Source organism: Caulobacter zeae (genome assembly GCF_002858925.1).
GTDB classification, from domain to species: Bacteria; Pseudomonadota; Alphaproteobacteria; order Caulobacterales; family Caulobacteraceae; genus Caulobacter; species Caulobacter zeae.
This window is the reverse complement of the sequence record NZ_PJRS01000037.1, coordinates 49,425-62,005: the sequence shown is the minus strand read 5'-3', so window position 1 is coordinate 62,005 and position 12,581 is coordinate 49,425. Positions and strand designations below refer to the sequence as shown.

12 protein-coding genes are annotated in these 12,581 nt (G+C 71.3%); 3 read left to right on the top strand and 9 right to left on the bottom strand.

Annotation, left to right across the window (positions count from 1 at the left end; all coding sequences use genetic code 11):
• Nucleotides 1-67: 67 nt before the first annotated feature.
• The gene (locus SGCZBJ_RS17615) at nt 68-394 is read right to left on the bottom strand and encodes a YnfA family protein (RefSeq protein ID WP_101719268.1); all 327 of its coding nucleotides are present in this window, start codon (nt 392-394) and stop codon (nt 68-70) included.
• Between the two features lie 10 nt (nt 395-404).
• A complete protein-coding gene (locus tag SGCZBJ_RS17610) occupies nt 405-1,133 on the bottom strand; it encodes an ATP12 family chaperone protein (RefSeq protein WP_101719267.1) in 729 nt (242 codons plus the stop codon).
• Between the two features lie 96 nt (nt 1,134-1,229).
• On the opposite strand from SGCZBJ_RS17610, the gene SGCZBJ_RS17605 reads away from it, so the two are divergent.
• Together SGCZBJ_RS17605 and SGCZBJ_RS17600 are read left to right on the top strand one after the other, a co-directional pair.
• Nucleotides 1,230-2,669, top strand: coding sequence for a DUF1800 domain-containing protein (locus tag SGCZBJ_RS17605; RefSeq protein WP_240621551.1), 1,440 nt, complete (start codon nt 1,230-1,232; stop codon nt 2,667-2,669).
• The gene (locus SGCZBJ_RS17600; RefSeq protein WP_101719265.1) at nt 2,666-3,958 is read left to right on the top strand and encodes a DUF1501 domain-containing protein; all 1,293 of its coding nucleotides are present in this window, start codon (nt 2,666-2,668) and stop codon (nt 3,956-3,958) included. The genes SGCZBJ_RS17605 and SGCZBJ_RS17600 overlap by 4 nt, the downstream gene beginning before the upstream one ends.
• Nucleotides 3,959-4,070: 112 nt before the next feature.
• Here the strand turns inward: SGCZBJ_RS17600 and SGCZBJ_RS17590 are convergent, their stop codons facing one another.
• Genes SGCZBJ_RS17590 through crcB form a run of 3 tightly spaced genes read right to left on the bottom strand, consistent with a single transcriptional unit; the run spans nt 4,071 to nt 6,930 of the window.
• Complete coding sequence (locus tag SGCZBJ_RS17590) at nt 4,071-5,561, bottom strand: 2OG-Fe(II) oxygenase family protein (RefSeq protein WP_101719264.1); 1,491 nt, start codon at nt 5,559-5,561, stop codon at nt 4,071-4,073.
• On the bottom strand, nt 5,558-6,547 hold the full coding sequence (locus SGCZBJ_RS17585; protein WP_101719263.1) for an RluA family pseudouridine synthase: 990 nt from the start codon (nt 6,545-6,547) through the stop codon (nt 5,558-5,560). The genes SGCZBJ_RS17590 and SGCZBJ_RS17585 overlap by 4 nt, the downstream gene beginning before the upstream one ends.
• A complete protein-coding gene (gene crcB / locus SGCZBJ_RS17580; RefSeq protein WP_101719262.1) occupies nt 6,544-6,930 on the bottom strand; it encodes a fluoride efflux transporter CrcB in 387 nt (128 codons plus the stop codon). Before crcB ends, SGCZBJ_RS17585 begins: the two co-directional genes overlap by 4 nt.
• 255 nt (nt 6,931-7,185) lie before the next feature.
• On the opposite strand from crcB, the gene SGCZBJ_RS17575 reads away from it, so the two are divergent.
• Nucleotides 7,186-8,418, top strand: a complete 1,233-nt coding sequence (locus tag SGCZBJ_RS17575; protein ID WP_101719261.1) for a hypothetical protein — start codon at nt 7,186-7,188, stop codon at nt 8,416-8,418.
• Nucleotides 8,419-8,445: 27 nt separating this feature from the next.
• Here SGCZBJ_RS17575 and SGCZBJ_RS17570 read toward each other — a convergent pair whose 3' ends face one another.
• From SGCZBJ_RS17570 to SGCZBJ_RS17555, 4 genes are all read right to left on the bottom strand, one after another.
• Nucleotides 8,446-8,943 carry a CC0125/CC1285 family lipoprotein gene (locus tag SGCZBJ_RS17570; RefSeq protein ID WP_101719260.1) on the bottom strand — a complete coding sequence of 166 codons (498 nt, stop codon included), beginning with the start codon at nt 8,941-8,943 and terminating at the stop codon, nt 8,446-8,448.
• A gap of 38 nt (nt 8,944-8,981) precedes the next feature.
• Nucleotides 8,982-9,767 (bottom strand): RluA family pseudouridine synthase, encoded by a 786-nt coding sequence (locus SGCZBJ_RS17565; protein ID WP_101719259.1) that lies wholly within the window; start codon nt 9,765-9,767, stop codon nt 8,982-8,984.
• Nucleotides 9,768-9,772: 5 nt separating this feature from the next.
• On the bottom strand, nt 9,773-11,074 hold the full coding sequence (locus tag SGCZBJ_RS17560) for a replication-associated recombination protein A (protein ID WP_101719258.1): 1,302 nt from the start codon (nt 11,072-11,074) through the stop codon (nt 9,773-9,775).
• Nucleotides 11,075-11,140: 66 nt separating this feature from the next.
• Nucleotides 11,141-12,577: a Do family serine endopeptidase gene (locus tag SGCZBJ_RS17555; RefSeq protein ID WP_101719257.1), complete on the bottom strand. Its 1,437-nt coding sequence runs from the start codon at nt 12,575-12,577 to the stop codon at nt 11,141-11,143.
• Nucleotides 12,578-12,581 lie beyond the last annotated feature (4 nt).

Sequence of the window (12,581 nt, the reverse complement as noted above, 5' to 3'; positions counted from 1 at the left end):
TCGGCTCCAAGCAGGGACTGGACCCAAAGGCGTAAAGAGCCCCGGCGGGGCTGGCAAGGCTTCGGGTCTAGGCCGTTCTCGGCCCAAACAGGATGATCGCCGCGCCCAGCAGACACACGGCCATGCCGATCAGGTCCCAGCGGTCGGGGCGAACCTGCTCGACTGTCCGCATCCAGACGATGGACGACAGGATGTAGATGCCGCCATAGGCAGCGAAGGCCCGGCCCGCCGCCTGCGCCTCGACGCGGGTCAAGAGCCAGGCGAAGGCGACCAGGGCCAGCACGCCGGGGATGGTCCACAGCGCCGAACGGCCCTGCCGCAGCGAGACCCAGAAGGCGAAGCAGCCGCCGATCTCGCAGATCGCCGCCAGGACGTAGACCAGCGCGCTCTTCACTCGCCGGGCCTCAGCGACGAAGGGCGGCGAACCACCGCTCGAGCACGGCCGCCTCGACGGCGAGGTTGGCGGCGCGGGTCACGGCCTCGTGGTCGTCGCCCCATTGTTCGGCCTGGTAGATCTCGTCCAGGCGCGACAGGTCCAGCGCCTTCTGGCCGGTGATGCGGCCGGCGCGCAGGGCCAGCGCCAGCACCGTGGAGCCGAACAGGCCGGCGGCGTAGGCCACGCCCGCCAGCGAGAAGTCGTCGAGCCGCAGGGCCAGGGCCTCCACGGCGGCCAGGGTCGCCGGCGGCTGTGGCGCGTGGATGATGCCGGTGATCGGCTCCAGCGCCACGCCGTGCTCGGCCTTGGCCCAGTCCAGCATCGCGCCCCACTCGCGGTCCTGGCGCTCGATCAGGGGCGTGGGGCCGTCGGCGCGATAGCAGAGCAGGTCCGAGCCGGCGTAGGCGGCGGCCTCGCGAGCGACTTCCGCCCTGGTTTCGGCGATGCGGTCGATGGCGGTGAAGGCCAGGCGCGTGGCGGGCATGGCCGTGGAGTCGATGACCTTCTCTTGGGCTTCCCACTCGTCGGCGACGACCTGCGCCAGCGCCAGGGTCGGCAGGGCCAGCGGCTTCTTCTGCGGCGACTTGGGCGTGCGGCCGTCCAGCAGCACCGGATAGAGGCCGTCCTTGGCGTCGCCAGCGGTCGCAGCCTTGTAGAAGCGGCGCGGCTTTTCGATCAGGTCAGGCTTGTCGGACACGGGAACGGCTCATTTTCGCGGGAAGCTGGCGACGGACTTGCGCGCCACGTGCGTTGAATGGTCGATCGGACGCCATATCGCAAGGGAGAGCCCGGCTTGAGCCTGCCGTCCAAGGACATGATGGCCGCCATCGCCGCCACCCGCTTCGGCCTGGGCGCGCGGCCCGGCGAGATCGAGGCGGCGCGGGGCGATCCGCGCGGCTTCCTCGAAGACCAGGTCCGCCGCGAGGGCGCGGACATCCCAAAGGACGACGGCGAGAGCGCGCCCGTGCGCTACGCCGCCTTCGCCGACCTCCGTCAGGAGCGCCGCGCCGCCCGGCAGGAAGCCAGGATGGTCGCCGGCGACGACATGAAGCCGATCCCGCTGGTCGACGCGCCCGGCGCCAACGCCAAGTCCGAGGCTCAACGGGACGTCCAGCGCTACATCCGCCAGAAGACCACCGGCGACTTCCTGGCCCGCGCCCAGCTGGCGGCCGACACCGAGGCGGGCTTCCGCGAGCGCTGGGCGCTGTTCTTCGCCAACCACTTCACGGTCTCGCAGACCAAGCAGGCCGCCTCGATCGTCATCGGCCCGTTCGAGCGCGAGGCCATCCGCCCGCACGCCTTCGGCCGCTTCGAGGACATGTTGCTGGCCGCCAGCACCCACGCGGCCATGCTGACCTATCTGGACCAGGCCCAGTCGGTGGGTCCCGGCAGTCCGGCGGCTCGCTACCAGACGCGCAAGGGCCGGCGGACCGGGCTGAACGAGAACCTGGCGCGCGAGATCCTGGAGCTGCACACGGTGGGCGTCGACGCCGGCTACAGCCAGGCCGACGTCACCGAGTTCGCCCGCGCCCTGACCGGCTTCAGCATCGGCCGCGCCCAGGACCCCGACATCGGCGCCTTCGTGTTCCGCGCCAACACCCACGAGCCCGGCGCGCGCTCGATCCTCGGCAAGGCCTATGCACAGGGCGGCGAGGACCAGGGCCTTTCGGTGCTGAAGGCCCTGGCCGCCGATCCCCGCACGGCCCGGCATGTCTGCGGCAAGATCGCCGGCCACTTCGTCGCCGACGATCCGTCGCCGGCCCTGGTCAAGCGGCTGGAGACCCGCTGGATCGAGACCGGCGGCCAGCTCGGCGAGGTCGCCAAGGCGTTGATCGCCGCGCCCGAGGCCTGGGACCCGACCCCGGCCAAGATCAAGACGCCGTACGAGTTCGTGATCTCGACCTGGCGCGCCGTCGGCGGACGGCCCGCGTCCTTCGAGCGGCTGAACCCGATCCTGACCAGCCTGGGGCAGAAGCCGTTCTATCCGCCCTCGCCCAAGGGCTGGCCCGACGAGGCTGGGGCCTGGGCCTCGCCAGACGGCCTGGTCAAGCGCATGCAGTGGACCCAAGGGTTCGCCGCCGCGGTGGCCGACACCCACGATCCCGACGCCCTGGCCCGTTCGGCCCTGGGCGCGCGGCTCTCTGAGCCCACGGCCCGCGCCGTCGCCCGCGCCGAAACCCGCCGCGAAGCCTTCGCCCTGCTGGTGATGAGTCCGGAGTTCCAACGCCGATGACCGACCGCTCCCCCTCGCCTTCCCGTCGCTCGTTCCTGGCCGCCGCCGCCAGCTTGGGCGTGGCCGTCAGCTTCGTCGGTCGCCAGGCCCACGCCGCCGACGGCGCCAAGAAGCTGGTCGTCGTGGTCTGCCGCGGCGGCATGGACGGCCTGTCGGTGGCCCCGCCGATCGGTGATGCCGGCTATGCCGCCCTGCGCGGCGCCATCGCGATCAAGCCGGAAGAGGCGCTGAAGCTGGACGACACCTTCGCCCTGCATCCGTCACTGACCAGCGTCCACGCGCTGGCGAAACAGGGCCAGGCCCGGATCGCCCCGGCCATAGCCACGCCCGACCGCGCCCGCTCGCACTTCGAGGCCCAGGACGTGCTGGAGACCGGCGAGGCCAAGGTCTACGGCGCCGACAGCGGCTGGCTGAACCGCACGCTGGAGGTGATGGGCCCCGGCAAGACCGAGGCCCTGTCGGTGGGGACCACCGCCCCGCTGATCCTGCGCGGCAAGGTGCAGGCGGCCAGTTGGTCGCCGGGCAAGGGCCTGGACGAAGCCGCGCGCCTGCCCACCCTGTTGCAGGACCTCTACAAGGGCGACCCTCTGCTGGGTCCGGCCTTCGCCCGCGGGCTGGAGACCGAGGCCATGGCCCAGGCGGCGATGACAGCCCTGGCGCCTGCGCCCGCGCCGGCGGCCGAGGGCGGCATGATGATGGCGTCGACGCCGACCATGAGCGCTTCGCGGATGAACCAGCCGGCCATGAACCAGCCGGGAGGCCGTCCCGCCGACAATCGCCAGGGCCGCGAGGCCGCCCGCAAGCTGGGCTCGACCATGGCGGGCTTCATGCGCCAGGCCGACGGCCCGCAGATCGCCGCCCTGTCGCTGGACGGCTTCGACACCCACGCCGGCCAGGTCGGCCAGATCGCCACGCGCCTGACCTATCTGGACGCGGTGCTGGACGGCCTGCACGAAGGGCTGGGCCCGGAGTGGAAGAACACGGTGGTGGTGGCCGTCACCGAGTTCGGCCGCACCGCCCGCGCCAACGGCACCGGCGGCACCGACCACGGCACCGGCTCGACCGCCCTGGTGATGGGCGGCGCGCTCAAGCGCGGCGGGATCATCGGCGACTGGCCGACGTTGTCGGAAACGGCCCTGTTCGAGAACCGCGACCTGGCCCCCACGCTGGACATGCGCGGCCTGTTCAAGGGCGTGCTGATCGACCACCTAGGCGTGGACCGAGCGGCGGTGGAGAAGAAGGTGTTTGTGGATAGCGCTGGGGCGAAGGCCGTGACGGGGTTGGTGTAGGACCGCTGCGCGGCCCCCTCAGTCGCTCCGCGACAGCTCCCCCAGAGGGGGAGCATCTTGGCGCTCTAAATCCTCCCCCTCTGGGGGAGGTGGCCCGGAGGGCCGGAGGGGGTCACCCCGGAACCGCGTCGAAGGCCATGGTCAGCCGGCGCGTGTCGCCGCTGAATGGCACGGTGCCGTGCCACATGTAGGACGGGAACAGCACCAGCGTGCCCGGCGCGGGTTTGACGGCATGCTCGGCCGCCAGCTTCGGCGCGGTGGCGCAGCCGGGCTGGCCGAACTTGATCCAGCCTTCGCGCTTGCCTTCGTCGTCCACGCCCGGCGGCAGGTCGATGTAGAAGGCCGACGACACCCACCCCTGCGGATGGACGTGGTCGGTGTGGAAGCCGTTGGGCTTGAGGCTGACCGACCAGCCGCCCTGCACCACCGCCTTGCCGGTGCGGCGGATGCGCAGGGGATCGCCGCCCTCGCCTATCTCGGCGGCGTAGCGCTCGACCGTGGCGCGGGCACTGGCAAAGAAGGCCTGGAAGATCGGCTCGCGCGAGGTGTGCAGCGACTGCACCTGGGCGCCACCGCGCAGCGACTGCTGAAGCGGGTGGGTCTCCAGGTCGTGGAGTTCACCCAGGCGCCTGCGCAGGTCGGCGAGGAAGCTTTCGAGGTCGCTCCAGCCCTCCGGCGTCGGCAGGGTGTAGGGGCGCACGAAGGCGTCGTAGTCGTAGAGCGCGCTGTAGCGGGGATCGCCTAGGATCCGCCAGGCCAGGGCTTGCAGCGACAGCGCGTGCTGGTCGTACGGGAAAGCCTGCAACACCGAGCCCGCCACCGACGAGGCGCCGGCCGCGTCGCCGGCGGCCAGCAGGGCCTCGGCCAGGCTCTTGAGCACCGGGGCCGCGCCCGGCGCCAGGCGGGCGGCGGTCTGGGCGTGGGCCAGCCCCTCGGCCGTCTCGCCCAGTTCGGCGGCGGCGTGAGAGGCTGTGACCAGCAGGTGCAGGTCGCTTGGGTGACGACGCAGGCCAAGCCGCAGGGTGTCCAACGCCTGGGGCAGACGACCGGCGAATTCCTCGACCAGGGCCTGCACGTGCAGCAGGCGCGGATCGGACTGCCGCGCCAGGGCCGCCTTCAGGGGCGAGAGGGCGTGATCGAGATCAGCGGTGCGCATCCAGCGCAGCTGGGCCAGATCGCGATGGGCGTCGACGAAGTTCGGACGGCGGGCGATCGCATCCTGGAAGATCGCCTCGGCCTCGTCGTAGCGGTGCTGGAACTGCACCGCGCGGGCCAGCACCAGTCGGGCTTCGGGCGCCTCAAGGCCCAGCGCTATCGCCTTGCGGACCGCCGCCTCGGCCTCGGCCTGGCGGCCAAGATCACCGTTGGTGGCGGCCAGATTGTACCAGGCCAGGCGGTCCTGCGGCGCGCCCCGGGCGGCGCGCTCGTTGAACGGCAGGGCCTCGGCGTGACGGCCCACGCCCTTCAGCGCCGCCGCGTGGACGATCAGCAGGCCCGGCATGGCCGTCGGCCGCGCCGCGCCGGCCGCGGTCAAGGCGACCGCCTGCTCGGCCTGACCGCGGCCGAGCAGGTCCCAGGCTTGCTGGACCAGGCCTTGGTTCATCGCCGCTTGGTCTGGCGGCGGGCGAACGGATCCTGGTCGGCCTCGTCCTCGGTGAAGCCGAACTTGGCGAAGCCGGCCTTCATCTCGGTGCTGAGCGGCGCCTCGACGTGCAGCATGCCCGCGCTCGGGTGCGGCAGCAGGATAGAGCGGGCGTGCAGTTGCAGCTTCAGCCCTTCCGACAGCTGGGCCGACTTCTCGTCGCCGTACTTGGGGTCGCCCAGGATCGGGTGGCCGATGGCCTTCATGTGGGCGCGCAGCTGGTGGGTGCGGCCGGTGTGCGGGCGCAGGGCCATCCAGGTCACGCGCGGGCCGGCGCGGCTGATGGTGACGAACTCGGTCTCGGCCGGCGAGGCGTCCTTGTCCTTGGGATCGGCGGGCACCACGATCTCGCGGTCGTTGAGGCCGCGCTTGGCCAGGTGCAGTTCGATGACGCCTTCCAGCGGGTGCGGGTTGCCCGCGACGATCGCCCAGTAGGTCTTCTGCGCCTTGCGCTTGGCGAAGGCGCCCGACAGGCGCGCCGCGGCGCTGGGCGTCTTGCCCAGCAGCAGCACGCCGGAGGTGTCGCGGTCGAGGCGGTGGACCAGGCGCGGACGATCGACGCCCTCGCCCCAGGCGCTGAGCAGCTTGTCGATGTGGTGGGTGGTCTTGGTGCCGCCCTGAACGGCCAGGCCGGCCGGCTTGTTCAGGGCCAGGACATCCTCGTCCTCGTACAGCACCAGCGAGCGGGCATAGGCGATGTCGCGCGCCGACAGCTTGCCCTTCTCGGACGGGTCAGGCGCGTCGGGCAGCGGCGGCACGCGGATCTGGCTGCCGGCCGCCAGCTTGGTGTCGGCCTTGGCGCGCGAGCCGTCGACCCGGACCTGGCCCGAGCGGAACAGCTTGTTGAGCTGGATGTGGTTCAGGTGCGGCCAGCGGCGCTTGAACCAACGGTCGAGGCGAACCCCGTCCTCGCCGCCATCGACGTAGAGGGTGCGGACTTCCTTCATGCGGCGAACATCCTGCGGGCAAGCATGAGGCCCGCGAAAAGGGCCGACAGCGCGAGAAGCACGCTGACGGCGGTGTAGGTCAGGGCCGAGCCGTAGGCGCGCTTCTCGATCATCAGCGCGGTCTCCAGCGAAAAGGCCGAAAAGGTGGTGAAGCCCCCGAGCACGCCGGTGGCCAGCAGCACGCGGAAGGTCTCCTGCTGGCCGGCGGAACGGAACGCCAGCCAGCCCGTGACGGCTCCCATCAGGAAACCGCCGACGATGTTGACGGTCAGCGTGCCCCAGGGCCAGCCCGGACCGATCCAGCGCAGCGCGGCCGTGCCCACCAGATAGCGGGCGACGGAGCCGGCGGCGCCGCCCACGGCGACGAGAAGCACCTTGTTCATGGGCCCCTTATGCGCCGAGCGGCGCGGAACGCCAAGGCCGGGCGAGCAAGGCGGTCGATGCGTCGCAAGGGTGATGCGCCCGCGCCCGTCCCCCGTGATCCCGCAGCGCACAAAATTAACGCCCCGAAACCAGAAAGAGCCTTTTGCGACAAGGTTTTGCCGAAAGGGTAAAGCTCGCCTCAACCCTGTTCCTGCACGGCGGGTTAACGGCGACGGGCGCAACCTAAGGGCTCCACTCGCGAATCCCACGGTCAGATGCCCGCCTCCCTGCCCCCCAAGGACGACACGACCGAACGCCTGGCCCTGCCGCCGGCGATGCTGAACCGCCTGGCCGGGTCGGACCTGGTCGGCCGCGGCGCGGTCAACGTGATCAGCATCAAGGCCGTCCGCCGCTGGGCCGGCGACTGGTGGGACCAGAAGCGCACCGACGTCTGGACCTATGTCGAGCGCAAGCTGAACGAACATCTGGACCGGGCCGACCTGCGCGGCCGGGTCAGCGAGGACGACTTCCTGATCGCCACGCACAACGACCAGGGCCTGTCGGCCCAGGCCGCCAGCGTCCGCATCCTCGAGGACGTGCTGACCCACCTGCTGGGCGCGGCCGAGCTGCGCGACATCGGCGTGCGCTCGGTGATCGGCATCGAGGCCGGCGGCGTCGTGTGCCGTCCGATCGACCCGGCCGTGGTGCTGGCCGCCCGCGCCCGACGCGACTCCGAACGCTCGCCTTTCCGCACCGACATCGACGTCAGCGACGAGATGCGCCGCACTCCGGTGGCCTTCACCACCAGCGGCGGCGCGGCCCTGCGCGTCGACTTCGCGCTGGAGCACGTCATCGGCCTGCGCCGCAACGTCACCACCGCCATCCGCGTCGAGCCGATCGTCACCCACCTGGGCACCGGCCGCTCGATCAGCGGCCGCGCGATCACCAAGCTGGCCGACAAGGACATCGCCTTCATCGACGAGGCGACGCTGCGCTACGGCGCGGCCTTCGCCAAGGCGGCCCAGGGTAATGAGAAGCCCGAACTGGTGCTGCCGGCCTCGTTCCGCACCCTGGGCACCCAGCGCGGCCGCGACCTGCTGACCGGCACCTCGGGCCTGTCGCTGGCCCTGCTGCGCGGCGGCGTGATGATCGAGCTGGTGGACGTCACCCGCGGCACGCCCGCCGGGCGCCTGCTGGAAGTGGTCGGCCTGCTCAAGGCCCTGACCCGCGGCGTCATCGCCCGCGTGCCGCCCGACAAGGAAGCCTTCAAGCACCTGCGCGACGCGCGCCTGGCCGGCCTGACGCTGGACGCTTGCGACCTGGGCGGCCCGGCCGAGAAGATCGCCATGGACATCATGGCCTTCGGCCGCGAGGCCCGGGGCCTGGCGCCGATGGTCAGCCTGCAAGGCCTGCCGGCGGAAGGCTACTTCGCCGCCGCCGAGACCGCCGGCCTCACCCACGCCTCGCTGCGGGCCACGCACCCCTACGCGGCGCGCAACGCGGCTTAGCAAACCCGCTGAGACCGGCCAGCGGTCTCAGATCCGGCCCATGCCCTTGCCGATCGTGTTGACGACGCTTTGGGCGTCATAGGCCTCGCCCGGCGGGCGCGGCCCCTTGCCGAACACGACTTCCAGCGTCGTGCTGAGCACGGGCTTGGGGCCGAGATTGAAGCTCGTGCCGACGCCCAGGCCCACCGACGAGCGGCGGCCATAGCTGCCCGAGCCGCCGCCGACCGAGAAGGTGGGGCCGCCCCCTCCCCCGGTCGACTGGGTGATGCGGTCGGCGACGCGGAACCAGGAATAGCCGTCGGCGAGGGCCAGTTCGGCCGCCCGCAGCAGGGCGTAGTCGGTCACCTGCCCCACCGGAGCCCCGGAGCCGCCGCGGAAGGTCACGCGATAACGACCGTCCTCCATCTTGTACTGGGTGAAGCCGACGTCGCTGGCGTTGGCCTGCGGGCGATAGATGGTGGGCTGGGCGGTGGCGCAGGCCCCGAGGATGAGGGCGCAGGCGACAAGAGCGAGCGGAGTCTTCATGGCGTTTCTCCCTTGCCTCTCAAACGGCCCGGCCAAGTTCAGCGTTCCGGAAGCGCCAAGTCCAGCCTTTCCAGCACGGCCTTGAAATCGTCGGGCAGCGGGGCCTCGATGCGCAGTTCGTCGCCTTCGGGATGCGGAAACACCAGCCTGGCGGCGTGCAGCATCAGGCGCGGCACCGGCGCGCCGGCCAGCATCAGCGTTCCGCCATAGCGGCTGTCGCCGGCGATCGGCCGGCCGATCGAGGCCATGTGGACACGCAGCTGGTGCATGCGGCCGGTATCGGGGCTCAGCTCGACGAGCGCGGCCTGGCCGTTGGCGGCCAGGGTGCGATAGCGGCTGCGGGCTGCCTCGGCGTCCGGGTGATCGGGCTCGCAGACCCGCATATAGGCCTCGCGGCCGATCGACTCGCGGCGCAGGGGACTGTCGATCCGGCCGCCGCGCGGCTCGGGCGCGCCGGGCGCGACGATGGCCAGGTAGGTCTTGCGGAAGCGCTTGCCCATCAGGGCCTTGCCCAGGAAGGTCGCCGCCGGCTTGGTGCGGGCCGTGAGGATCACCCCCGAGGTGTCGCGGTCCAGGCGATGGATCAGGCGCGGACGCGGCCGGTCGCGCCGGGCCAGGGCCCAGAGCAGGTCGTCCAGGGTATGGGCCTTGATCCGGCCGCCCTGGCTGGACAGGCCGGCGGGCTTGTTCAGTACGAAGACGCTGTCGTCCTCGTGGATCACCAGCGAGCGCGTGAAGGCGACCTCGTCGGGCGTCAGCTCGATCGGGGTGTCGGAGGCCTTGGGCTTGGGAGCGGCGGGCGGGCGGCGGGGCGGCTTGGACATCGCCGTCACTTACCGCCCCGGCGCAGCTGGCTCCAGTGGTCAAGGCGCTCCTTGACCTTCGCCTCGGCGCCGATCGGCTTGGGTTCGTAGAATTTCGGACGGGCCATGCCGTCGGGGAAGTAGTTCTGGCCCGAGACGCCGCCCTCGACGTCGTGGTCGTAGGCGTAGCCGTCGCCATAGCCGAGGGTCTTCATCAGCTTGGTCGGCGCGTTGAGGATATGGGCCGGCGGCGTCAGGCTGCCGGTCTCCTTGGCGGCGCGGCGCGCGGCCTTGTAGGCGGTGTAGACGGCGTTGGACTTGGGCGCGCTGGCCATGTGCACCACCGCCTGGGCCAAGGCGAGCTCGCCTTCCGGGCTGCCCAGGAAGTCGTAGGCGTCCTTGGCGGCGGTGGTCAGCAGCAAGGAAAGCGGATCGGCCGCGCCGATGTCTTCCGAGGCCATGCGCACCAGGCGACGGGCGATGAACAACGGGTCCTCGCCGCCCTCAAGCATCCGCGCCAGCCAATAGAGGGCCGCGTCGGGATCGGAGCCGCGCACCGACTTATGCAGGGCCGAGATGAGGTTGTAGTGCTCTTCCCGGTCCTTGTCGTAGGCCGGGCGGCGCTTCTGGAGCAGCTGGCCCAGCTGGGTCGGGTTCAACGGCGTGTCCGTGCCGATCGACAGCAGGGTCTCGGTCAGAGTCAGGAGATAGCGGCCGTCTCCGTCGGCCATGGCGATCAGCACCTGGCGGGCCTCGGCGTCGACCGGCAGCTTGCGGTTCTCGGCGGCTTCGGCCTTGGCCAGCAAGGCCTCCAGCGAGACCTCGTCCAAGCGCTTGAGCACGAACACCTGGCAGCGCGACAGCAAGGCGCCATTGAGCTCGAACGAGGGGTTCTCGGTCGTGGCGCCGACGAGGGTGACGATCCCCTCCTCCACGAACGGCAGGAAGCCGTCCTGCTGGGCGCGGTTGAAGCGGTGGATCTCGTCGACGAACAGCAGCGTCGACTGCCCCGACTGGCGACGCATGCGGGCCTGCTCGAAAGCCTTCTTCAGGTCGGCGACGCCGGAGAAAACGGCCGAGATCTGCATAAACTCGTAGCCGCCGGCCTTGGCCAGCAGGCGCGCGATGGTGGTCTTGCCGGTGCCGGGCGGCCCCCAGAGGATCATCGAGGCCAGGCGATGGGCGGCCGCCATCCGGCCGATCGGGCCGTCGGGGCCAAGCAGATGCTCCTGGCCGACGACCTCGTCGAGGCTTTGCGGACGCAGGCGGTCGGCCAGCGGCGCGGGCGCATGGGGCGCGATGCCGGCGGCTTGGAAGAGATCGGACATGGGAGAGGTTTAGGGGGTTCGCGCCCCCTCGGAAACCCTCTCCCCGAAGGGAGAGGGTCGAAGGCGTCAGGTCCGGAAGCGCGCGGCGATGCGCTGGCCGTTGCGCTCGATGACGACGTTCCAGGTCGCCGCGTCGCCGCGCGTGGCGGCGGCGAGGTCGGCGGTGGTGTTGATGGCCTTGCCGTTGACCTCGCGCACGAAGTCGCCGGGGCGCAGGCCGGCGTTCAGGGCGAAGCCCTGGCCGACCTTGGTGACCAGAACGCCCTTGCCGGCGAAGGCGTCGGCGCCGACGTCCTGGGCGGCGGCGGGCGACAGGTTCATCACCGTCGCGCCGTCGAAGGGGTTGCGGCCGCTGATCGTGCGCTCGTCCTTGGCCGGCGTTTCGGGGGCGGCCTCGGCGCGGATGGTCAGGGTCTGCTCGCGGTCGCCACGGCGGATCACCACCGGCACGCGGTCGCCGATCTTGTGGGTGCCGATGGCAAAGGCGCCGCCGCCCTCGTCGTTCACCGCCTGGCCGTCGATCGACAGGATGACGTCGCCTTCCTTGATGCCGCCCTTGTCGGCCGAGGCGCCAGGATAGACGTCCGAGACCAGCACGCCGCGCGGGGTGGTCATGCCCAGGCTCTTGGCCAGATCGCCGGTGACCGGCTGGCCGCGCACACCCAGCCACGGCCGCACGACGCTGTGGGCGCCGCCCAGCGCGGTCGAAACCACCTGGCGGACGACGGCGGCCGGGATGGCGAAGCCGACGCCGCTGGATGAGCCCGAACGCGAGATGATGAAGGTGTTCACGCCGATCAGGTCACCGTCCATGTCGACCAGCGGGCCGCCGGAGTTGCCTGGATTGATGGCCGCGTCGGTCTGGATGTAGCTGCCGAACTCGGCCGCGCCGACGTCGGTGCGGGCCAGGGCCGAGACGATGCCGTTGGTCACGGTCTGGCCGACGCCGAACGGGTTGCCCATGGCCAGCACCAGGTCGCCGACCTCCAGTTGTTCCTGGTCGTCGATGGCGATGGTCGGCAGGCGCTCGCCCTTGGTGTCGATCTTCAGGACGGCGAGGTCCGAGCGCGGGTCGTCGAGCAGTACCGTGGCCGGGAACTCGCGCCGGTCGGCGAGCTGCACGGTGATGTCGCTCATGTTCTCGATGTTGTGGTGATTGGTGATGATCACCCCGTCGGCGCGGACGATGGCGCCCGAACCGAGCGAGCCCTGCACCTGGGCGCGCGGCGTGCCGCCGCCGCCGCCCATGAAGAAGTCCCAGAACGGGTCGCGCGACTGCTGGCGCTGCACCACGCGGCGGCTGGCGACATTGACGATGGCCGGGGCCGTCTTCTTCACCACCGGGGCGAAGGACGACTTCATCGAGCCCGGATCAGTGGGCGCCTTGCGGGTGGGCTGGGCGAGTTCCGGGATGGACTGGGCCTGGCTGCGCGAGGCCGGATCCGAGCAGGCGGCCAGCAGGGCCAGGGTCGGAAGCAGGACGCGAAGGGCGGGCTTGGACAAGTCG

Excerpts from the sequence above, each read along its gene's own strand:
- SGCZBJ_RS17570 (WP_101719260.1), bottom strand. The coding sequence starts at position 8,943 with ATGAAGACTCCGCTCGCTCTTGTCGCCTGCGCCCTCATCCTCGGGGCC.
- SGCZBJ_RS17590 (WP_101719264.1), bottom strand. The coding sequence starts at position 5,561 with ATGAACCAAGGCCTGGTCCAGCAAGCCTGGGACCTGCTCGGCCGCGGT.
- crcB (WP_101719262.1), bottom strand. The coding sequence starts at position 6,930 with ATGAACAAGGTGCTTCTCGTCGCCGTGGGCGGCGCCGCCGGCTCCGTC.
- SGCZBJ_RS17565 (WP_101719259.1), bottom strand. The coding sequence starts at position 9,767 with ATGTCCAAGCCGCCCCGCCGCCCGCCCGCCGCTCCCAAGCCCAAGGCC.
- SGCZBJ_RS17585 (WP_101719263.1), bottom strand. The coding sequence starts at position 6,547 with ATGAAGGAAGTCCGCACCCTCTACGTCGATGGCGGCGAGGACGGGGTT.
- SGCZBJ_RS17575 (WP_101719261.1), top strand. The coding sequence starts at position 7,186 with ATGCCCGCCTCCCTGCCCCCCAAGGACGACACGACCGAACGCCTGGCC.
- SGCZBJ_RS17560 (WP_101719258.1), bottom strand. The coding sequence starts at position 11,074 with ATGTCCGATCTCTTCCAAGCCGCCGGCATCGCGCCCCATGCGCCCGCG.
- SGCZBJ_RS17600 (WP_101719265.1), top strand. The coding sequence starts at position 2,666 with ATGACCGACCGCTCCCCCTCGCCTTCCCGTCGCTCGTTCCTGGCCGCC.